We start from the raw sequence: 16123 nt of genomic DNA on the forward strand, positions 1-16123 counted from the left end.
CGTAAGACATTCAGGCATCAGCGTCATTGCCGTTTGGCGCGCTGGCGCTGAACAACAGCACGACGTTGCCGCTGTAATGACCGGGGCGGTAGCCACCCGGCGGTTTGATGGGTTCGATTTTCAGCAGCACACGTTTACCGACAGCCGCCTCTTCTTCCGAAAGCACTTGTTGCGGAATGATGTGCGAACTCAGCACGACGTCATGGAACGTCACCCGCAGCTCAATCACTTCACCCGTTGTGCCGGTATCAAGGAATGGCTCGGTGGCCAGACGCGCCTCGATGGCGCTGCTGTCATGCCGCATGTCGAAAGATTTTTCCAGATTGCCCAGGCTGTCCGTGGCGTGTTGCCAGGCCAGCACCTGCGGACGGTGAATCCAGTCCGGTTGTGCCGGGACGATGTAAAAGGGTCGGCTGGGAATGGTCAGCGACACTTCGAAGGTGTGCTCCTCCCGGGCGGCCCACGTCACAGCCGCGGTCAACGTGGCGGCGACCGCCAGCAGGGCGGCGGTGCATTGCTTGATCATGTTGGCTACCTGATGCGTGAATGGAAAACCGGCCTAGCGGCTGGCGACTTTCATGGTTTTCTTGTCGCTGCCTTCGATCAGAAAGAAGCGGTACTCACGGCCCTTTTCCTTGTTGAAGGCAAAGGATTTGCCCGCCAGCACATGGTGTTTGGTGGTCGCCCCGCAATCGCTTTCCTTGCTGAGCGAACAGCTCTTGAACTCATCGACGATCACCACGGTATTGCCGTTGTTGCGCAGTTCGTAGCGACTCTCGGTTTCGTTGATCGCCGTGGCGTAACGCGCGTCTCTTGGGCGGACAAAGAAGATCGTGCCGAACCCGGTCATGACGTTGACGCCGGCCGACAACGACTTTTTGTAATCCTCCCGCTCTTCACCGGTGACGACAAAATCGTCTTCCTTTTCCGGCACCACGGGCACGAAGCGCACGCGGAAATAGCGTTCTCGATCCCGTTCGCCCATGTACAGCAAGCGTGTGCCCTGCATGCCTTGCGCCGGGACGATCAGCCGCGCCGGGCTGGCCATCAGGCCGTTGCGCGAGGCGCCATCGGCGGCGTTCTCGACAGCAATTTCCTTGGGCGTGCCGGCGTCGTCGTAAACGATTTCGAGCACATTGATCTTGACGAATGCGGTGGCGTCGCCGCTGTTGAAAACCCGTTTGAGATAGGTGCTCTTGTCGGCTTCCAGATAGTCGTAAACGGTGCCGACATTGATCTGCGGCCCGGCCTGCGCCGTCAGGCAAAAAACGCTGAGCAGGCCCAGCAAAAGACCACGGTTCATCGTGTTGAACTCCATGAACGTTGAGTGAAAGCGGACCAGGACGCTCATACTTCCGAATCCCAGATAATGGTGACGTTGCCGCGCAAACGGTCGTTCTTGCCCGGCCTGAGCAGGAAGTCGATGTCTTTCGATGCCATATCAAAATGCAGATAGCCAGGCTTGCGCTCGACATACACGCCAGGCTGAAACGGCGCTGACCAGCGATTGAAATTCAGGGAAATCCGGTTAACCGGACCGCCGCCGGGGCCGCTGATGCCCGACGGCAAACTCATCGAGACCTGAACCGGGGCCGTATCGCCCTTCGGGCTACCCAGGTTGCAGACGTTTCCGCCGTAGGAATTGCACAACATCATGACCTTGAAACGCGATGAGGCCGAAATGTAGAAGACCTGGTCGGCAAATATCCGCGTGGGTTTGCGTCCACTGTTGATCCATGGCTCCCAGCCACCCACGGGCTCGAGCGTGACCCGAGTGCCGCCGGGGGGCAGGTCGACCTTGAGGGTGTGTTGCACGTCGAGGACGAAATCCAGGGTCAGCGTGGGGTCGTCGGGCTGCAGCAAGAGGCCGCCCAGAACAAAATCGCGGCCGCCTCCCAAGGTGTAAGTAACCGAGCCGGTATATTGCCCGGTAGACATGCCCAACGGATTGGGAGTCCTTAATTCATAAGCAAAATCCATCTTGTCGAAAGCTATTGACGGGAGACGGTAAGCGGCGTTTTTGGAGCAGCCAGCTTGTACCGGGGTCTTCCAGAAGAAGCGATAACTGTCAGGACCATAGGACGCCACACCGCTGTAACGGCAGGGTTCCGGCACATACACCCAACCGCTGGAGTCCCATAATTTGTCATGCGCTTGAGCGTCGTCTGACACGCCGGTGATGTTGGTCGCGGTATCGCCCAGAATGTACGTGGAGCCGATACCGATGATGCGCACTTCGACGGTTTCGGTTTCCTGCGTTTGCATATTGGTAACTGTCAATTGTCGCCAGTCGGCCGGGGCTTTCACCAGCATCGGTTCACCGCGTGAGATGAAGCGTGTGGAGTCGAACCGTACAGGCATCTCGATGCTGAAAATGTTGTGGTCGGCGCATTGCGCCGGGTAGCTTGCGCAGTAGCCGGTGTTGGGGGTTTTGTTCACGAACAGATTCTTGCCTGGCTGCGTCGGGTCAGGCTGAAACGTCGCACGGATTTCCTGATTGAACCCATGGGCGGTGGACATGGCCAACGCCAGCGTCAGCGCGCAGCCTGCCTGGAAGATTTTCATATGCTCAGCCTGCCTTCATTTCGGTGGTAGTGACGTCGGCGAGAGTGTCTGGGGTGCAACGCAGATCGCCGATCATCAACACGTCGTTTTCGCTGCGGTGGTCGGCCTCGTTCAAGCGGAACTGACACAGCAACTGGTTGCCCTGGCGCACTTCCAGGGTGGGTGAACCGGCGTTCATTTCCATCGAGAAGAAACCGTCGACTTCGGTCACGCCACGGCTGGCGTGGTTGATCACGTGGTGGCCCTTGAGCGGCCGCCCGCTTGCATCGACCAGGCGACCGAGCACGGTGAGGGTTTTCATCACGCGAACCTTGCGATACTCGATGCCGCCCTTGTTCAGGTGATAGCGGGTTCGCGCCGGTTCGATGGTGGCGGCCGGTACGGTGTTGCCTTCGAAGTCGAAGCTCACCGAGCTGTTCTGATAAGCGGTGATCGGAATGAAATTGCGCCCCGGCTTCAGCGCCGCACCGCCGCCGCTGTAGTCGTCGGCGCGCAGGACGATGTTGTCGATATCCGACTCGACGTCGACGATCATTCCCGCACCGCGCACGTCGCTCTGGCTGGTCAGCAGCATCTTTTCGCCGCCGACCACCAGTGTGCTGTCGAGGTTGAGCCCGCCGGTGAAGTTGCCGTTGTAGGAAGAGCGCTGGACGAAGGCGTCGCCGTTTACCGCGTCGGTGCGGAAATTGGTCAGGCTCGACATGCCCAGGCCGTAAGTGTCGGTAAGCGCCGTCACCGAGACGCTTTGCAGCACGTGATCCTTGAAATCCTTGCGCCAGCCGAGCGAAGCATTGTTGTCGCGTTTGCCGTCGCGGGCCGTGCGTGAACCGATGCTGCCGGTGAGCTGCTGACCGGGAGCGCCCAACGCCAGGTTGATGCTCAGATCGACGCCGCGATTGCGCGCATCGCCACTGCTGAAACTGCCCGGGCGATCAAAGACCGACAGGCGCCAACTGGCATCACTGCCCAGCAATACGGCGCGCTGGGTCCAGCCCAGATCCACGCCCACGCCTTCGACATTGCCTTCGCTGTGCGAGACCCGGGCATTGACCGAACTCTTGCTGCTCAGCCGATGGTTGAGCGCCAGTGACGAATTGCTGGTCTGGCCGACGAACACGTTACGTGGACGAACGCGCGTGCCGTCCGGCAGCGTGTCGTAGGTGTTGGTGGTGTCGAGCCAGCTGCGGTTGTGGCTGATCACCAGACTGCCCGCGCCATAGTTGTAAAGGCTTTGCAGGTCCAGACCGGTGCCGTAATCCTCGGTCTTGTAGACATTGGCATACAGGCTGACGTGGTTGGCCAGGGTCCAGTCGATGGAAGTACCGTATTGCAGTTTTTCGCGGATCTGCCGCGCCGACGCGCCGACAATCACCCGTGGGTGCAGCAGGTAATTGACCGCCGCACCGGCGGTGGGACTGCCGCTCGATTGCGTGTCCCAGTTGCTCAGCAGTTTGCTTTCTTCACCGGCAAACACGTTGTAGCGCCAGCGTTCGTCAAGGTTGCGCCAGTTGCTGGGCTTGTACACCAACTCCTGGGTGGTGGAGGTGATCTGGCCGTCTTCGATCAGGCGCACTTCCACTTCATAAATACCGCCGGGCAGCGGCCGGGTGTCGAGGGTCTGCAAACCGGCCGGCACCGATTGGGTATTGATCAACAGACCGTCGCGCCAGATCTCCACCGAACCCTGCCGGTTGGCTGTCACGTAGATCGGGTAAACGCTGGGCATCGGGCTGTTGATCGCGAGGCTGTCGGAGCTGCCGTACATGAGGCCGACCGCCGTATCGGGGCTGGTGCCAAACGTGCGCGGCTGGCGCGTCAGCCCTTCGGAATTGGGGGTGAAATAGCCCAGGCGCAAGAAGCTACCTTGCAGTTCGCGCTGGGTGTGCAGCTCGTGCACGGCGTGGTAGAGCTTGTCGTCGGGGCCACCAAGCCGGGCCAATTGCAGATTCAGCGTCTGGCTCCAGTTGCCCAGGCTTGAACTGGCTTCCAGGCCGAAGCGTCCGCCGAGGTCCTGATCCTGGCCACCGTTCAGGTTGAGCTGGTTGCGCACCATCAGGCCGCTGCTACCGCCGCTCGGTTGCTCGTAATAACGCTTGGCTTGAAGGTCGCGTTCGGCGTTTTCGGTGACGATCGATACCAGCGAACTTTCCAGGTTGTAATGCACCGCGAGAAACTGGTCGGGGCAGGAACCGCTGCACGCACCTAATGGCACGCCGGGTTTGAGGTAGCTTGCCCATTTTTCCCGTTCAGCGGGGCCGAAGCGGTTTTCGCTGGTGTCGGTGAATTCGAGAAGGGTGATGCGATCATCGCGGGACAACACCACCATGGCCTCACCCAACGGCTGTTGGTCGACTTCGACCCGCACCGCCAGAGGCACATCAAAGAAATGCTCCTCGAAATCCGCTGGCAAGCCTTTGGCCTGCGCCAGCAAACTGCGTGGCGTCGTACCGGCGGCGTTGGATGCGACGGCTGCGCTGGCACAAAACAACAGCGCAAGCGCAGCCGCGATGGGTGTCATCGGGAACATGAACTCGTACTCTGATTGACTGACAATGAAAGTCCGTCGGGGCAAACATCACTGCCTGCCCCGTCGGTTGACGCCACTGCTGAAAAGCGAGCGTTTTGGACCTGATCAGTCGATCAGTTGCCGCCAACCGGTGGCACGGCGTCGAAGATCATCGCCACGGAACCGGTGTAGTCACCCGGCTGGAAGTTGCTGCCTTTGGCGGAGATTTTCAGCGGGGCGCGGTAGTTCACATCCGACTCGGATTCACCGACGACCATTTGCGGGGTCAGGGTCAGTTCCTTGTTGTTGAGCATGACCTGCAGGTCGATCGAGGTATTGCCGGCAACCAGTTTCGGCAGGCTTTCCAGGCTGGCGTGAACCGAACCGTTGTTATTGCGCACATCGAAGAAACCGTTGACGTCGGCCATCTTGCCGGTGGTCGGCTGATAGCTCATGTCCTGGTCTTTGTTGACCAGATCCGGATCAGTCGGCACCACATAGAAACCGTTGGTTGGCACATGAGCGATCAGGCTAATGGAGTGCGACGCTTCGCCCGCAGCGAAGGCAGTGGAGGACATTGCCAGAAGAGCCAGTGGAGCAGCGATTGCGATTTTCTTGAACATCGTTCAGTACCTGTTTGCTTTATATAGGGGTGTCATTGAAAGTTCACAAACCATTTGCTCATCGACCGCCGGAGCAACTTGAACCTTCAATGGCGGGCATCATCGGCTGTTGCCTCTGGAATGTAAGCAGGCAACTTCCGACAAACTCGTAGTTAAACAACCTCACACCCCGCCAGAAAAAAGAACAAAAAACAGATACTTGCAACATTCGCTGTAAGTTGCGCCCTACACACAGTTACAGGCAAAAAACCATACAGCAACTTAGCCGCTTTAACGCGGTAACTTGCGAGGAATTAGAACATATACTCAAGTACAACTAGAGCGATAACTTTAACTTCAAGGTCACCGCTGTGTTTTATTGATCAAAAAACTTTTTCCGGCTCTTTTTCGCTTTTACCACTCGTCCGTCAAGCTCAGGACAAGGCCAAAAACGTCTTGCGCAACCCTTAAGATATATCTTAAGTTGTATCTAAATACGACGAGAGAGAAGCGAAATGAGAGACCATCATTCCCCCCATCGCGAGCACGGCGATGGCCGCGACGGCTTCGAGAAACGCCCCGGTCGCGAACGCGGCGGTCGCGGCCCGCGCGTTTTTGCCCCCGGCGACTTGAAATTGCTGTTGCTGGCGCTGATCGCCGAGCAGCCCTGCCACGGCTACGACCTGATCCGCCAGATCGAAGGCATGTTCGATGGCGCTTACAGCCCGAGCCCCGGGGTGATCTACCCGACCCTGACCTTTCTGGAAGAGAGCGATTTGATTGCCGGTGATGCCGAGGCCGGCAAAAAGCGTTACAGCGTCACCGACGCCGGTCGTTTGTCTTTAAGTGAACAAGCGGTGGCGCTCGACGGCGTACGCATGCGCATTGACGTCAGCAAGCGCTCGCTGCGCGGCCATGATCGTCCGCCGGAAATCCACGAAGCGGTGCACAACCTGCGCCATGCCTTGCAGCTGCACCACGGGCGCTGGAGCGCCGAGGAAATCCTGCGCGTGCGCGACCTGCTCAACGACACCGCCAAAGCCATCGTCGACGGCCCTGCCGTTCAACCTGCCACGGAGAAAGCCGAATGACTGCAGTCGATACTCAAACCATTCACCGCGTGATGCACGAAATCAAACGGCGCAAGCTTGAAGTGCTGCGCGTCACCGACCTGACCCCACGCATGCGCCGCATCACCCTCGGCGGGCCGGAACTGGCCGGGTTCATCAGCCTGGGCACGGACGATCACGTCAAACTGCTGTTCCCGCAGAACGCCGAACAAGCGGCGGCGCTGGAGACGATGCAACTGGGCGCCGGCAAGGACAACGGGCCGATGCCCGAGATGCGCGACTACACCCCACGTCGTTACGACCTGGAAAAAATGGAGCTGGACATCGATTTCGTCCTGCACGGCGACGGCCCCGCCTCGACATGGGCCGAGCAGGCACAACCGGGGCAGTTCCTGCACATCGGCGGGCCACGCGGGTCGATGATCGTGCCGGACATCTTCGACAGCTATCTGCTGATCGGCGACGAAACCGCCCTCCCCGCCATCGCCCGCCGCCTCGAACACCTCGCGGCGAATCGCAAGGCGCTGGTGGTGATCGAAGTGGAAAACGGCGCTGAGCAGCAAGTGCTGGAAAGCGCAGCGCCGTTCAATGTGATCTGGGTCCTGCGCGAAGGCGGCAAGGACAACCTGCTGGCTACCGTCAAGCAATTGCAGGTGCCCAAGGGCAATCTGTACGCATGGGTGGCGACCGAAACCAAGGTCTCACGGCAGATCCGCCGGGTCCTGATCGATGAGCATGGGCTCGATGAACAGTTCATCAAGGCGGTCGGCTACTGGCGCGCCGAGGGCTCTGAGGAAGAGTGATCTCTTCCTGACCCATATCACCCTTGTGGGAGCGAGCCTGCTCGCGAAGGCATCGGCACAGTCGAAAGATTTGCTGGCTGACGCACCGCATTCGCGAGCAGGCTCGCTCCCACACTGGATCTCAACTTCGTGCGGACAATTTGCGGTCGAGGCCGATAATCAGCACCCCCACCAACACAAACCCCACCAATATCCCCCCGGCATTCGCCAGCACCTGTGGATAACCCAACACCGCCACATCAATGAACGGGTACGCATAAGCGCCGAGCAGATGCCCGCGCAGCAAGGCATAGATGAAGTACACCAGCGGATAGATCAGCCACAGCGGCAGATGCCACAGGCGCAACGTGCCTTTGGGGACGCAGCGCCACCAATAGCCGAGAAACAGCAATGGCATGACGTCGTGGAGCAACTCATCGGCAACAAACTGCCAGCCTTCGGGGTGCCACAAATGCCGTAACAGAATGCTGTAGGCCAGACCGACGACGGCGATACTCACCGCGATTCCACTGCTGACCCACGGTTGCAGAAACCAGCGCCGTGCGGCGGATTCGCGCTCGGTGACCGCGCAGGTCAACACCGTCGCCACCAAGGTGTTGGTCAATATGGTGAAGTAGCTGAAGAAACTCACCAGCCCGCCCAGCAGGCTGGCGCCGATGCTCAATCGTGCGAAGAAGATCAGGTACAGCTGAATCGTCAATCCGGCCCAGCCCAACACGGCCAGGCCGGTGATCAGGCGTCGGCGCCTCGCGCTGTCCATCTCAGAGCGGTCGCTTGGTGCGCATCAGTTTCACGTACAGGCGTTCGACCTTTTCCCGCGCCCACGGGGTTTTACGCAGGAAGGTCAGGCTCGACTTGATGCTCGGATCGCTTTTGAAGCAACGGATGTCGATACGCTCGGCCAGCCCCGACCACTCGTAGTGAGTCACGAGTGCATTGAGGATCTGTTCAAGGGTCACGCCGTGCAGCGGATCGGGGGATTGTTCGTTCATGCCGGGCCTTTGGGCGAAGTGATATGCAGAAGCCGCGCACCTTAGCCGAGGGGCAGAGCAGGTGGAAGGCCTTCCTGCAAATGTAGGCCAACCCGGGAAGATCGCAGGCTGTGGCCCGACTCACAATGCGCCCGTTTGCCGCACTGTTACCAAATCCGAAATGCTGCATGTCTGCAAAAGCGCTTTCTCAATTTGTTACAGATCATTATCCTGCCGCCCTTCCGCTGAAACGCTTCACTGCCTGCGACAATCTGAAGCGTTCGGCCTGCACCTGAAAACATCAAAAAAAGACTTCTTCATGCCTGACTTTTCCTTCTCCCGAGACAGCGCTATCTCTGCCCTGCGCACCCTTGGCGGCTGCACCGCCCTCGGCCTTGCCACTTGCGCCCACGCGGCGCCGGCCTTCGACAGTGAATCACCGTATATGCTCGGTGACTGGAACGGCACGCGCACAGAACTCGCGGAAAAAGGCTACGACTTCAAACTCGATTACACCGGCGAAATGGGCAGCAACCTGCACGGCGGCTATGACCACGACCGCACTGCCCGCTACAGCGACCAGTTCGGCCTCGGCACCCATCTGGATCTGCAAAAGATCCTCGGTTGGAACGACGCTGAATTTCAGCTGACCATCACCAAGCGCAGTGGCAACAACATCAGCAACGACCGCATCAACGACCCGCGCGTTGGCGGATTCACTTCCGCCCAGGAAGTCTGGGGTCGTGGCCAGACCACTCGCCTGACGCAGATGTGGTATCAGCAGAAATTCTTCGATCAGAAGCTCGATATCAAGGTCGGCCGTTTCGGCGAAGGCGAAGACTTCAACAGCTTCCCTTGCGACTTCCAGAACCTGGCCTTCTGCGGCTCGCAGGTCGGCAACTGGGTCGGCGGCATCTGGTACAACTGGCCGGTCAGCCAATGGGCGCTGCGGGTCAAATATCACCTGACGCCCGAGCTGTATGCGCAGGTCGGCGCCTACGAGCAGAACCCGTCGAACCTCGATCGCGGCAACGGCTTCAAACTCAGCGGCAGCGGCACGCAAGGCGCGATCCTGCCGGTCGAACTGGTGTGGACGCCGAAGCTCAACGGTCTGCCGGGCGAATACCGCGCCGGTTATTACTACAGCAATGCCAAGGCCTCTGACGTCTATAAAGACCGCAATGACCAACCGGCAGCGCTGAGCGGCGAAGCCTATCGCAGTGCCTCGAGCAAGCACGGCGTATGGCTGGGCATTCAGCAGCAGGTCACCAGTATCGCCAGCGACCACTCCCGTGGTTTGAGTCTGTTCGCCAACGCGACGATGCATGACAAGAAAACCAATGCCATCGACAACTACGTGCAGGCCGGCCTGACCTACAAAGGCCCGTTCGATGCCCGCGCCAAGGACGACATCGGTTTCGCCCTGGCTCGTGTGCACGTCAACCCGGCCTATCGCAAGAACGCCGAGGCGAGCAACCGCGCCAACGCCGTCTACGACTACGACAATCCGGCGTTCCTGCCACCGCAGGACACCGAATACAGCGCCGAGCTGTATTACGGCGTGCACGTGACCAACTGGCTGACCGTGCGCCCCAACCTGCAATACATCCGCCACCCCGGTGGCGTGAACGACGTCGACGACGCCCTGATCGGCGGGATCAAGATCCAGTCGTCGTTCTAAAGATCACAGTTAGCCCCTGTGGGAGCGAGCCTGCTCGCGAATGCGGCCTGTCAGTCGCTGCAGTGTTGCCTGATACACCGCTTTCGCGAGCAGGCTCGCTCCCACAGGAATGCATTTCGTTAGCCGAACAAGTTTTTATCTGAACCATGCCTGCGCCAAATCGTCATCTAAAGTGACTACAGCGCGGGACTACATAAACGTCACGGAGAATCACACTATGAGCACCGAAAGTGCTTCGAGTCGGGGCCGTCTGCTACCGGGCCTGCTCGGCATCCTGCTTCTACTGATGGGCCTGGCCATGCTGGCCGGGGGAGTCAAGCTGAGCATGCTCGGCGGCTCGCTTTACTATCTGCTGGCCGGTATCGGCATCGCGCTGAGCGGCATTCTGCTGCTGATGCGCCGCCGCGCGGCACTGGGCCTGTACGCCATCGTGCTGTTTGCCAGCACGGTATGGGCATTGTGGGAAGTCGGTCTGGACTGGTGGCAACTGGTGCCGCGTCTGGCGCTGTGGTTTGTCCTCGGTTTCGTGATGCTGCTGCCGTGGTTCCGTCGTCCGCTGCTGCTCAACGGCCCGGCGAAAATCGGCACTGGCGGTCTGACCGTGGCGGTGATCCTGGCCGGCGTTACCGCCCTGGCCAGCCTCTTCACCCACCCGGGCGAAACCTTCGGTGAACTGGGCCGCGACAGCGCGGACATGACCAGCACCGCACCGGCCATGCCGGATGGCGACTGGCAGGCGTACGGTCGCACCGAGTTCGGTGACCGCTACTCGCCGCTCAAGCAGATCACCCCGGAAAACGTCGGCAAGCTGCAAGAAGCCTGGCGCATCCAGACCGGCGACCTGCCAACTGCGGATGACCCGGTCGAGCTGACCAACGAAAACACCCCGCTCAAAGCCAACGGCATGGTCTACGCCTGCACCGCGCACAGCAAAGTGCTGGCACTGGACCCGGACACCGGCAAGGAAATCTGGCGCTTCGATCCACAGATCAAGAGCCCGGTCGGCTTCAAGGGCTTCGCCCACATGACCTGCCGTGGCGTGTCGTACTACGACGAAGCCGCCTATGCCAAGTCTGAAAATGCCGGTTCCGCTGTCATCTCTGAAGCCGGCCAGGCCGTTGCTCAGGCCTGCCCGCGTCGCCTGTACCTGCCAACCGCCGATGCCCGCCTGATCGCACTGAACGCCGACACCGGCAAGATCTGCGAAGGCTTCGGCACCAACGGCGTGGTCGACCTGACCCAAGGCATCGGCCCGTTCACCGCCGGCGGCTACTACTCCACCTCGCCAGCAGCGATTACCCGTGATCTGGTGATCATGGGCGGTCACGTCACCGACAACGAGTCGACCAACGAGCCATCGGGCGTGATCCGCGCCTTCGACGTGCGCGATGGGCACCTGGTATGGAACTGGGACAGCGACAAGCCGGACGCCACCGAGCCATTGGCCCCGGGCGAAACCTACAGCCGCAACTCGGCGAACATGTGGTCGCTGGCCAGCGTCGATGAAAAACTCGGCATGGTCTACCTGCCACTGGGCAACCAGACCCCTGACCAATGGGGCGGCAATCGCACCCCCGGCGCCGAGAAATTCAGCGCCGGCCTCGTCGCGTTGGACCTGGCTACCGGTAAAGTGCGCTGGAACTACCAGTTCACCCACCACGACCTGTGGGACATGGACGTGGGCAGCCAGCCAACCCTGCTCGACATGAAAACCGCTGACGGCGTGAAACCTGCGCTGATCGCCCCGACCAAACAGGGCAGCCTGTACGTCCTCGACCGTCGTGACGGCACGCCGATCATTCCGATCAAGGAAATCCCGGTTCCGCAGGGCGCCGTGAAAGGCGACCACACCGCACCGACCCAGGCCCGTTCGGACCTCAACCTGCTGGCCCCGGAACTGACCGAAAAAGCCATGTGGGGCGCCAGCCCGTTCGACCAAATGCTGTGCCGCATCCAGTTCAAGGAACTGCGTTACGAAGGTCAGTACACCCCGCCATCGGAACAGGGCAGCCTGATCTATCCGGGTAACGTCGGCGTGTTCAACTGGGGCGGCGTCTCGGTCGACCCGGTTCGCCAACTGCTGTTCACCAGCCCGAACTACATGGCCTTCGTCTCGAAAATGGTGCCACGCGAGCAAGTCGAAGCCGGCAGCAAGCGCGAGAGCGAAACCTCGGGCGTGCAGCCAAACACTGGTGCGCCATACGCGGTGATCATGCACCCGTTCATGTCGCCACTGGGCGTACCGTGCCAGGCCCCGGCCTGGGGCTACGTCGCCGGTATCGACCTGACCACCGGCAAAGTCGTGTGGAAACGCAAGAACGGCACCAGCCGCGACAGCTCGCCAATCCCGATCGGCTTCACCCTCGGCGTACCGAGCATGGGCGGTTCGATGGTCACCGCCGGCGGCGTCGGCTTCCTCAGCGGCACCCTTGACCAGTACCTGCGTGCTTATAACGTGAATACCGGTAAAGAACTGTGGAAATCGCGCCTGCCAGCAGGCGGCCAAGCGACTCCGATGACCTACACCGGCAAGGACGGCAAGCAATACGTGCTGCTCGTTGTTGGCGGTCACGGCTCGCTGGGCACCAAGATGGGTGACTACATCATTGCGTACAAACTGCCGGAATAAGCGGTAGCGGCGGTAAAAAAGAAGGCGCCACCCTGGTGAGGGGTGGCGCCTTTTTGCATGGAGGCGTGCCCAACATGCTCCATTCGCACCAAGGTGTATGGCATCAATGAAGTCTGTCCACTTCGCCTTGGGCAATTCGGTGCTTTCAAGAAAAAATCAAAAGATCGCAACCTTCGAACGCTTGTCGTCAGCGTGACCGGACAGAATCAAAAGGCTTTTCCTCCATTTGCCATCCGTTGCAATCGATCGATGATCAGTTGCTCGGCATGCTTGCGGGTCTCCAGCAACAAACTCTTATCCGTTTCGCTGTAGATCACCTGGAAACGCAAACCCGGCGTGTCGGAAGAATATTCGCGAATGATGAAATCCCTGTATTTCGTATCGGTATGACTCATGGTTCGATTCCTTGACGTTGGTAAATTCTCGAACACCTCTCTGTCGTTCGAGATTGAACCGCAATCTTCGGCCGATTGAGTCAGTTGTCTACTGTCAGAAATTACAGGGACTCAAGGCCAGTTCGAAATAAGCCGAACGGAACCCATCAAAACTCCATTTAATAGTTAAAGCTAACCAACACTCGCGTTTTTCGCTAGTTATGCACAGACATTGTTAGATTCCACTAGGCATCCGTGCCGACCTGAAGGATCTTGCCACCGGCCCAACGGCCGCCAAGGTTAACAAGGTCAAAAACTTTGCAAACCTGAACACACACGCAGAAACACACCCGCCCCATTGAAACCACCCCACCCCTGCCCCATCTAACACCCCATACCCCATTGCGCAGGTGCCCCATGACCGACCAGCAAGATCGCCCGGACAACCACGACGATTACGAAAACGACCACATCGAACACACCTCCTCCGGCACCGGCCTGGCGCTGCCCGGGCAAAACCTGCCGGACAAGGTCTACATCATTCCGATCCACAACCGTCCGTTCTTCCCGGCCCAGGTCCTGCCGGTCATCGTCAACGAAGAACCGTGGGCCGAAACCCTCGAACTGGTCAGCAAATCCGAACACCACTCCCTGGCCCTGTTCTTCATGGACACGCCCCAGGAAGACCCGCGCCACTTCGACACCGGCGCCCTTCCCGAATACGGCACGCTGGTCAAGGTGCACCACGCCAGCCGCGAAAACGGCAAACTGCAATTCGTCGCCCAGGGCCTGAGCCGCGTGCGCATCAAGACCTGGCTCAAGCACCATCGCCCGCCGTACCTGGTCGAAGTCGAATACCCGCACCAGCCCACCGAGCCGACCGACGAGGTCAAGGCCTATGGCATGGCGCTGATCAATGCGATCAAGGAATTGTTGCCGCTCAACCCGCTGTACAGCGAAGAGCTGAAGAACTACCTCAACCGCTTCAGCCCCAACGACCCGTCGCCGCTGACCGACTTCGCCGCCGCCCTGACCTCCGCCACCGGCCCCGAACTGCAAGAAGTGCTCGACTGCGTGCCGATGCTCAAGCGCATGGAAAAAGTCCTGCCGATGCTGCGCAAGGAAGTCGAAGTCGCGCGCCTGCAGAAAGAAATTTCCGCCGAAGTCAACCGCAAGATCGGCGAGCATCAGCGTGAGTTCTTCCTCAAGGAGCAACTCAAGGTCATCCAGCAGGAACTCGGCCTGACCAAGGACGACCGCAGCGCCGACCTCGAACAGTTCCAGCAGCGCCTCGAAGGCAAAACCCTGCCGGCGCAAGTGCAGAAGCGCCTCGAGGAAGAAACCCACAAACTGTCGATCCTCGAAACCGGTTCGCCGGAATACGCCGTCACGCGCAATTATCTGGACTGGGCAACATCAGTGCCGTGGGGCGTGTACGGCGAGGACAAACTCGACCTCAAGCACGCACGCAAAATCCTCGACAAGCACCATGCGGGTCTGGACGACATCAAGGATCGCATCCTCGAATTCCTCGCCGTCGGTGCGTACAAAGGCGAGATCAGCGGCTCGATCGTGTTGCTGGTCGGCCCACCGGGCGTGGGTAAAACCAGCGTCGGCAAATCCATCGCCGAATCCCTCGGGCGGCCGTTCTACCGCTTCAGCGTCGGCGGCATGCGCGACGAGGCCGAAATCAAGGGCCACCGCCGCACCTACATCGGCGCCCAACCGGGCAAACTGGTGCAGGCGTTGAAAGACGTCGAAGTGATGAACCCGGTGATCATGCTCGACGAAATCGACAAGATGGGCCAGAGCTACCAGGGCGACCCGGCCTCGGCGCTGCTGGAAACTCTCGATCCTGAGCAGAACGTTGAATTCCTCGACCACTACCTCGACCTGCGTATGGATCTGTCGAAAGTGCTGTTCGTCTGCACCGCCAACACCCTCGATTCGATCCCCGGCCCGTTGCTGGACCGGATGGAAGTGATTCGCCTGTCCGGCTACATCACCGAAGAAAAAGTCGCCATCGCCAAGCGTCACTTGTGGCCGAAACTGCTGGAAAAGGCTGGCGTATCAAAAGGCAGCCTGAGCATCAGCGACAGCGCGCTCAAAGCACTGATCGATGGCTATGCCCGCGAAGCCGGCGTGCGGCAGCTGGAAAAGCAGATGGGCAAACTGGTGCGCAAAGCGGTGATGAAGCTGATCGACGATCCGAAAGCGGTGATCAAACTCGGGCCGAAAGACCTCGAAGCCTCGCTGGGCCATCCGGTGTTCCGCAACGAACAAGTGCTGTCCGGCACCGGCGTGATTACCGGTCTGGCCTGGACCAGCATGGGCGGCGCGACCTTGCCGATCGAGGCCACGCGGATTCATACGCTCAACCGGGGCTTCAAGCTCACCGGGCAATTGGGCGATGTGATGAAGGAATCGGCGGAGATCGCCTACAGCTACGTCAGCTCGCACCTCAAGCAATTCGGTGGTGATGCGAAGTTCTTCGACGAAGCCTTCGTCCACCTGCATGTACCGGAAGGCGCAACGCCGAAGGACGGTCCGAGCGCTGGCGTGACCATGGCCAGCGCCCTGCTCTCGCTTGCACGTAATCAGCCGCCGAAAAAAGGCGTGGCGATGACTGGCGAACTGACCCTGACCGGGCATGTATTGCCGATCGGCGGCGTGCGCGAAAAGGTCATCGCAGCGCGCCGGCAGAAGATTTTCGAATTGATTCTGCCGGAGCCGAACCGGGGTAATTTCGACGAGTTGCCGGATTATCTGAAGGAAGGGATAACCGTGCACTTTGCCAAGCGGTTTGCGGACGTGGCGAAGGTGCTCTTCTGACAATCATGTAGTGCCTGATGTACCGCTATCGCTGGCAAGCCAGCTCCCACAATGTTCAATGTGCCCACAAATCTTGTGGTCAACCGAGAA

At 59.8% G+C, this 16123-nt stretch carries 13 protein-coding genes; 5 read left to right on the top strand and 8 right to left on the bottom strand.

Features of this window, described 5'->3' with window-relative positions; translation table 11 throughout:
* Positions 1-10: 10 nt before the first annotated feature.
* From PSH90_RS21110 to PSH90_RS21130, 5 genes are all read right to left on the bottom strand, one after another.
* Positions 11-526 (bottom strand): fimbrial assembly protein, encoded by a 516-nt coding sequence (locus PSH90_RS21110; protein ID WP_305381475.1) that lies wholly within the window; start codon positions 524-526, stop codon positions 11-13.
* 33 nt (positions 527-559) lie between these two features.
* Entirely contained in the window at positions 560-1303 is a 744-nt protein-coding gene (locus PSH90_RS21115) for a molecular chaperone (protein ID WP_150638601.1), read from the bottom strand.
* Between the two features lie 44 nt (positions 1304-1347).
* Positions 1348-2565 (bottom strand): hypothetical protein, encoded by a 1218-nt coding sequence (locus tag PSH90_RS21120; RefSeq protein ID WP_305381476.1) that lies wholly within the window; start codon positions 2563-2565, stop codon positions 1348-1350.
* Between the two features lie 4 nt (positions 2566-2569).
* Entirely contained in the window at positions 2570-5092 is a 2523-nt protein-coding gene (locus PSH90_RS21125) for a TcfC E-set like domain-containing protein (protein ID WP_305381477.1), read from the bottom strand.
* Between the two features lie 113 nt (positions 5093-5205).
* Positions 5206-5694, bottom strand: coding sequence for a CS1 type fimbrial major subunit (locus PSH90_RS21130; RefSeq protein ID WP_041479903.1), 489 nt, complete (start codon positions 5692-5694; stop codon positions 5206-5208).
* Positions 5695-6188: 494 nt separating this feature from the next.
* Here PSH90_RS21130 and PSH90_RS21135 point away from each other — a divergent pair, with 494 nt between their 5' ends.
* Positions 6189-6764 carry a PadR family transcriptional regulator gene (locus PSH90_RS21135; protein ID WP_016773362.1) on the top strand — a complete coding sequence of 192 codons (576 nt, stop codon included), beginning with the start codon at positions 6189-6191 and terminating at the stop codon, positions 6762-6764.
* The gene (locus PSH90_RS21140) at positions 6761-7546 is read left to right on the top strand and encodes a siderophore-interacting protein (protein ID WP_056790103.1); all 786 of its coding nucleotides are present in this window, start codon (positions 6761-6763) and stop codon (positions 7544-7546) included. Before PSH90_RS21135 ends, PSH90_RS21140 begins: the two co-directional genes overlap by 4 nt.
* A 121-nt stretch (positions 7547-7667) precedes the next feature.
* Here the strand turns inward: PSH90_RS21140 and PSH90_RS21145 are convergent, their stop codons facing one another.
* Both PSH90_RS21145 and PSH90_RS21150 read right to left on the bottom strand, forming a co-directional pair.
* Positions 7668-8306 (bottom strand): Pr6Pr family membrane protein, encoded by a 639-nt coding sequence (locus PSH90_RS21145; RefSeq protein WP_095181724.1) that lies wholly within the window; start codon positions 8304-8306, stop codon positions 7668-7670.
* A 1-nt stretch (position 8307) separates the two neighbouring features.
* Positions 8308-8538 carry a VF530 family DNA-binding protein gene (locus PSH90_RS21150; RefSeq protein WP_016773359.1) on the bottom strand — a complete coding sequence of 77 codons (231 nt, stop codon included), beginning with the start codon at positions 8536-8538 and terminating at the stop codon, positions 8308-8310.
* A gap of 298 nt (positions 8539-8836) precedes the next feature.
* Between PSH90_RS21150 and PSH90_RS21155 the strand changes: the two genes are divergently transcribed.
* Positions 8837-10198, top strand: a complete 1362-nt coding sequence (locus tag PSH90_RS21155) for a carbohydrate porin (RefSeq protein WP_056790107.1) — start codon at positions 8837-8839, stop codon at positions 10196-10198.
* Between the two features lie 217 nt (positions 10199-10415).
* Complete coding sequence (locus PSH90_RS21160) at positions 10416-12827, top strand: glucose/quinate/shikimate family membrane-bound PQQ-dependent dehydrogenase (protein ID WP_305381478.1); 2412 nt, start codon at positions 10416-10418, stop codon at positions 12825-12827.
* 206 nt (positions 12828-13033) lie between these two features.
* Here the strand turns inward: PSH90_RS21160 and PSH90_RS21165 are convergent, their stop codons facing one another.
* Complete coding sequence (locus PSH90_RS21165) at positions 13034-13222, bottom strand: hypothetical protein (protein ID WP_041479908.1); 189 nt, start codon at positions 13220-13222, stop codon at positions 13034-13036.
* Positions 13223-13618: 396 nt separating this feature from the next.
* On the opposite strand from PSH90_RS21165, the gene lon reads away from it, so the two are divergent.
* A complete protein-coding gene (gene lon, locus PSH90_RS21170; RefSeq protein ID WP_252878839.1) occupies positions 13619-16033 on the top strand; it encodes an endopeptidase La in 2415 nt (804 codons plus the stop codon).
* Positions 16034-16123 lie beyond the last annotated feature (90 nt).

Origin of the sequence: Pseudomonas sp. FP1762, assembly GCF_030687105.1 — a bacterium.
GTDB classification, from domain to species: domain Bacteria; phylum Pseudomonadota; class Gammaproteobacteria; order Pseudomonadales; family Pseudomonadaceae; genus Aquipseudomonas; species Aquipseudomonas siliginis.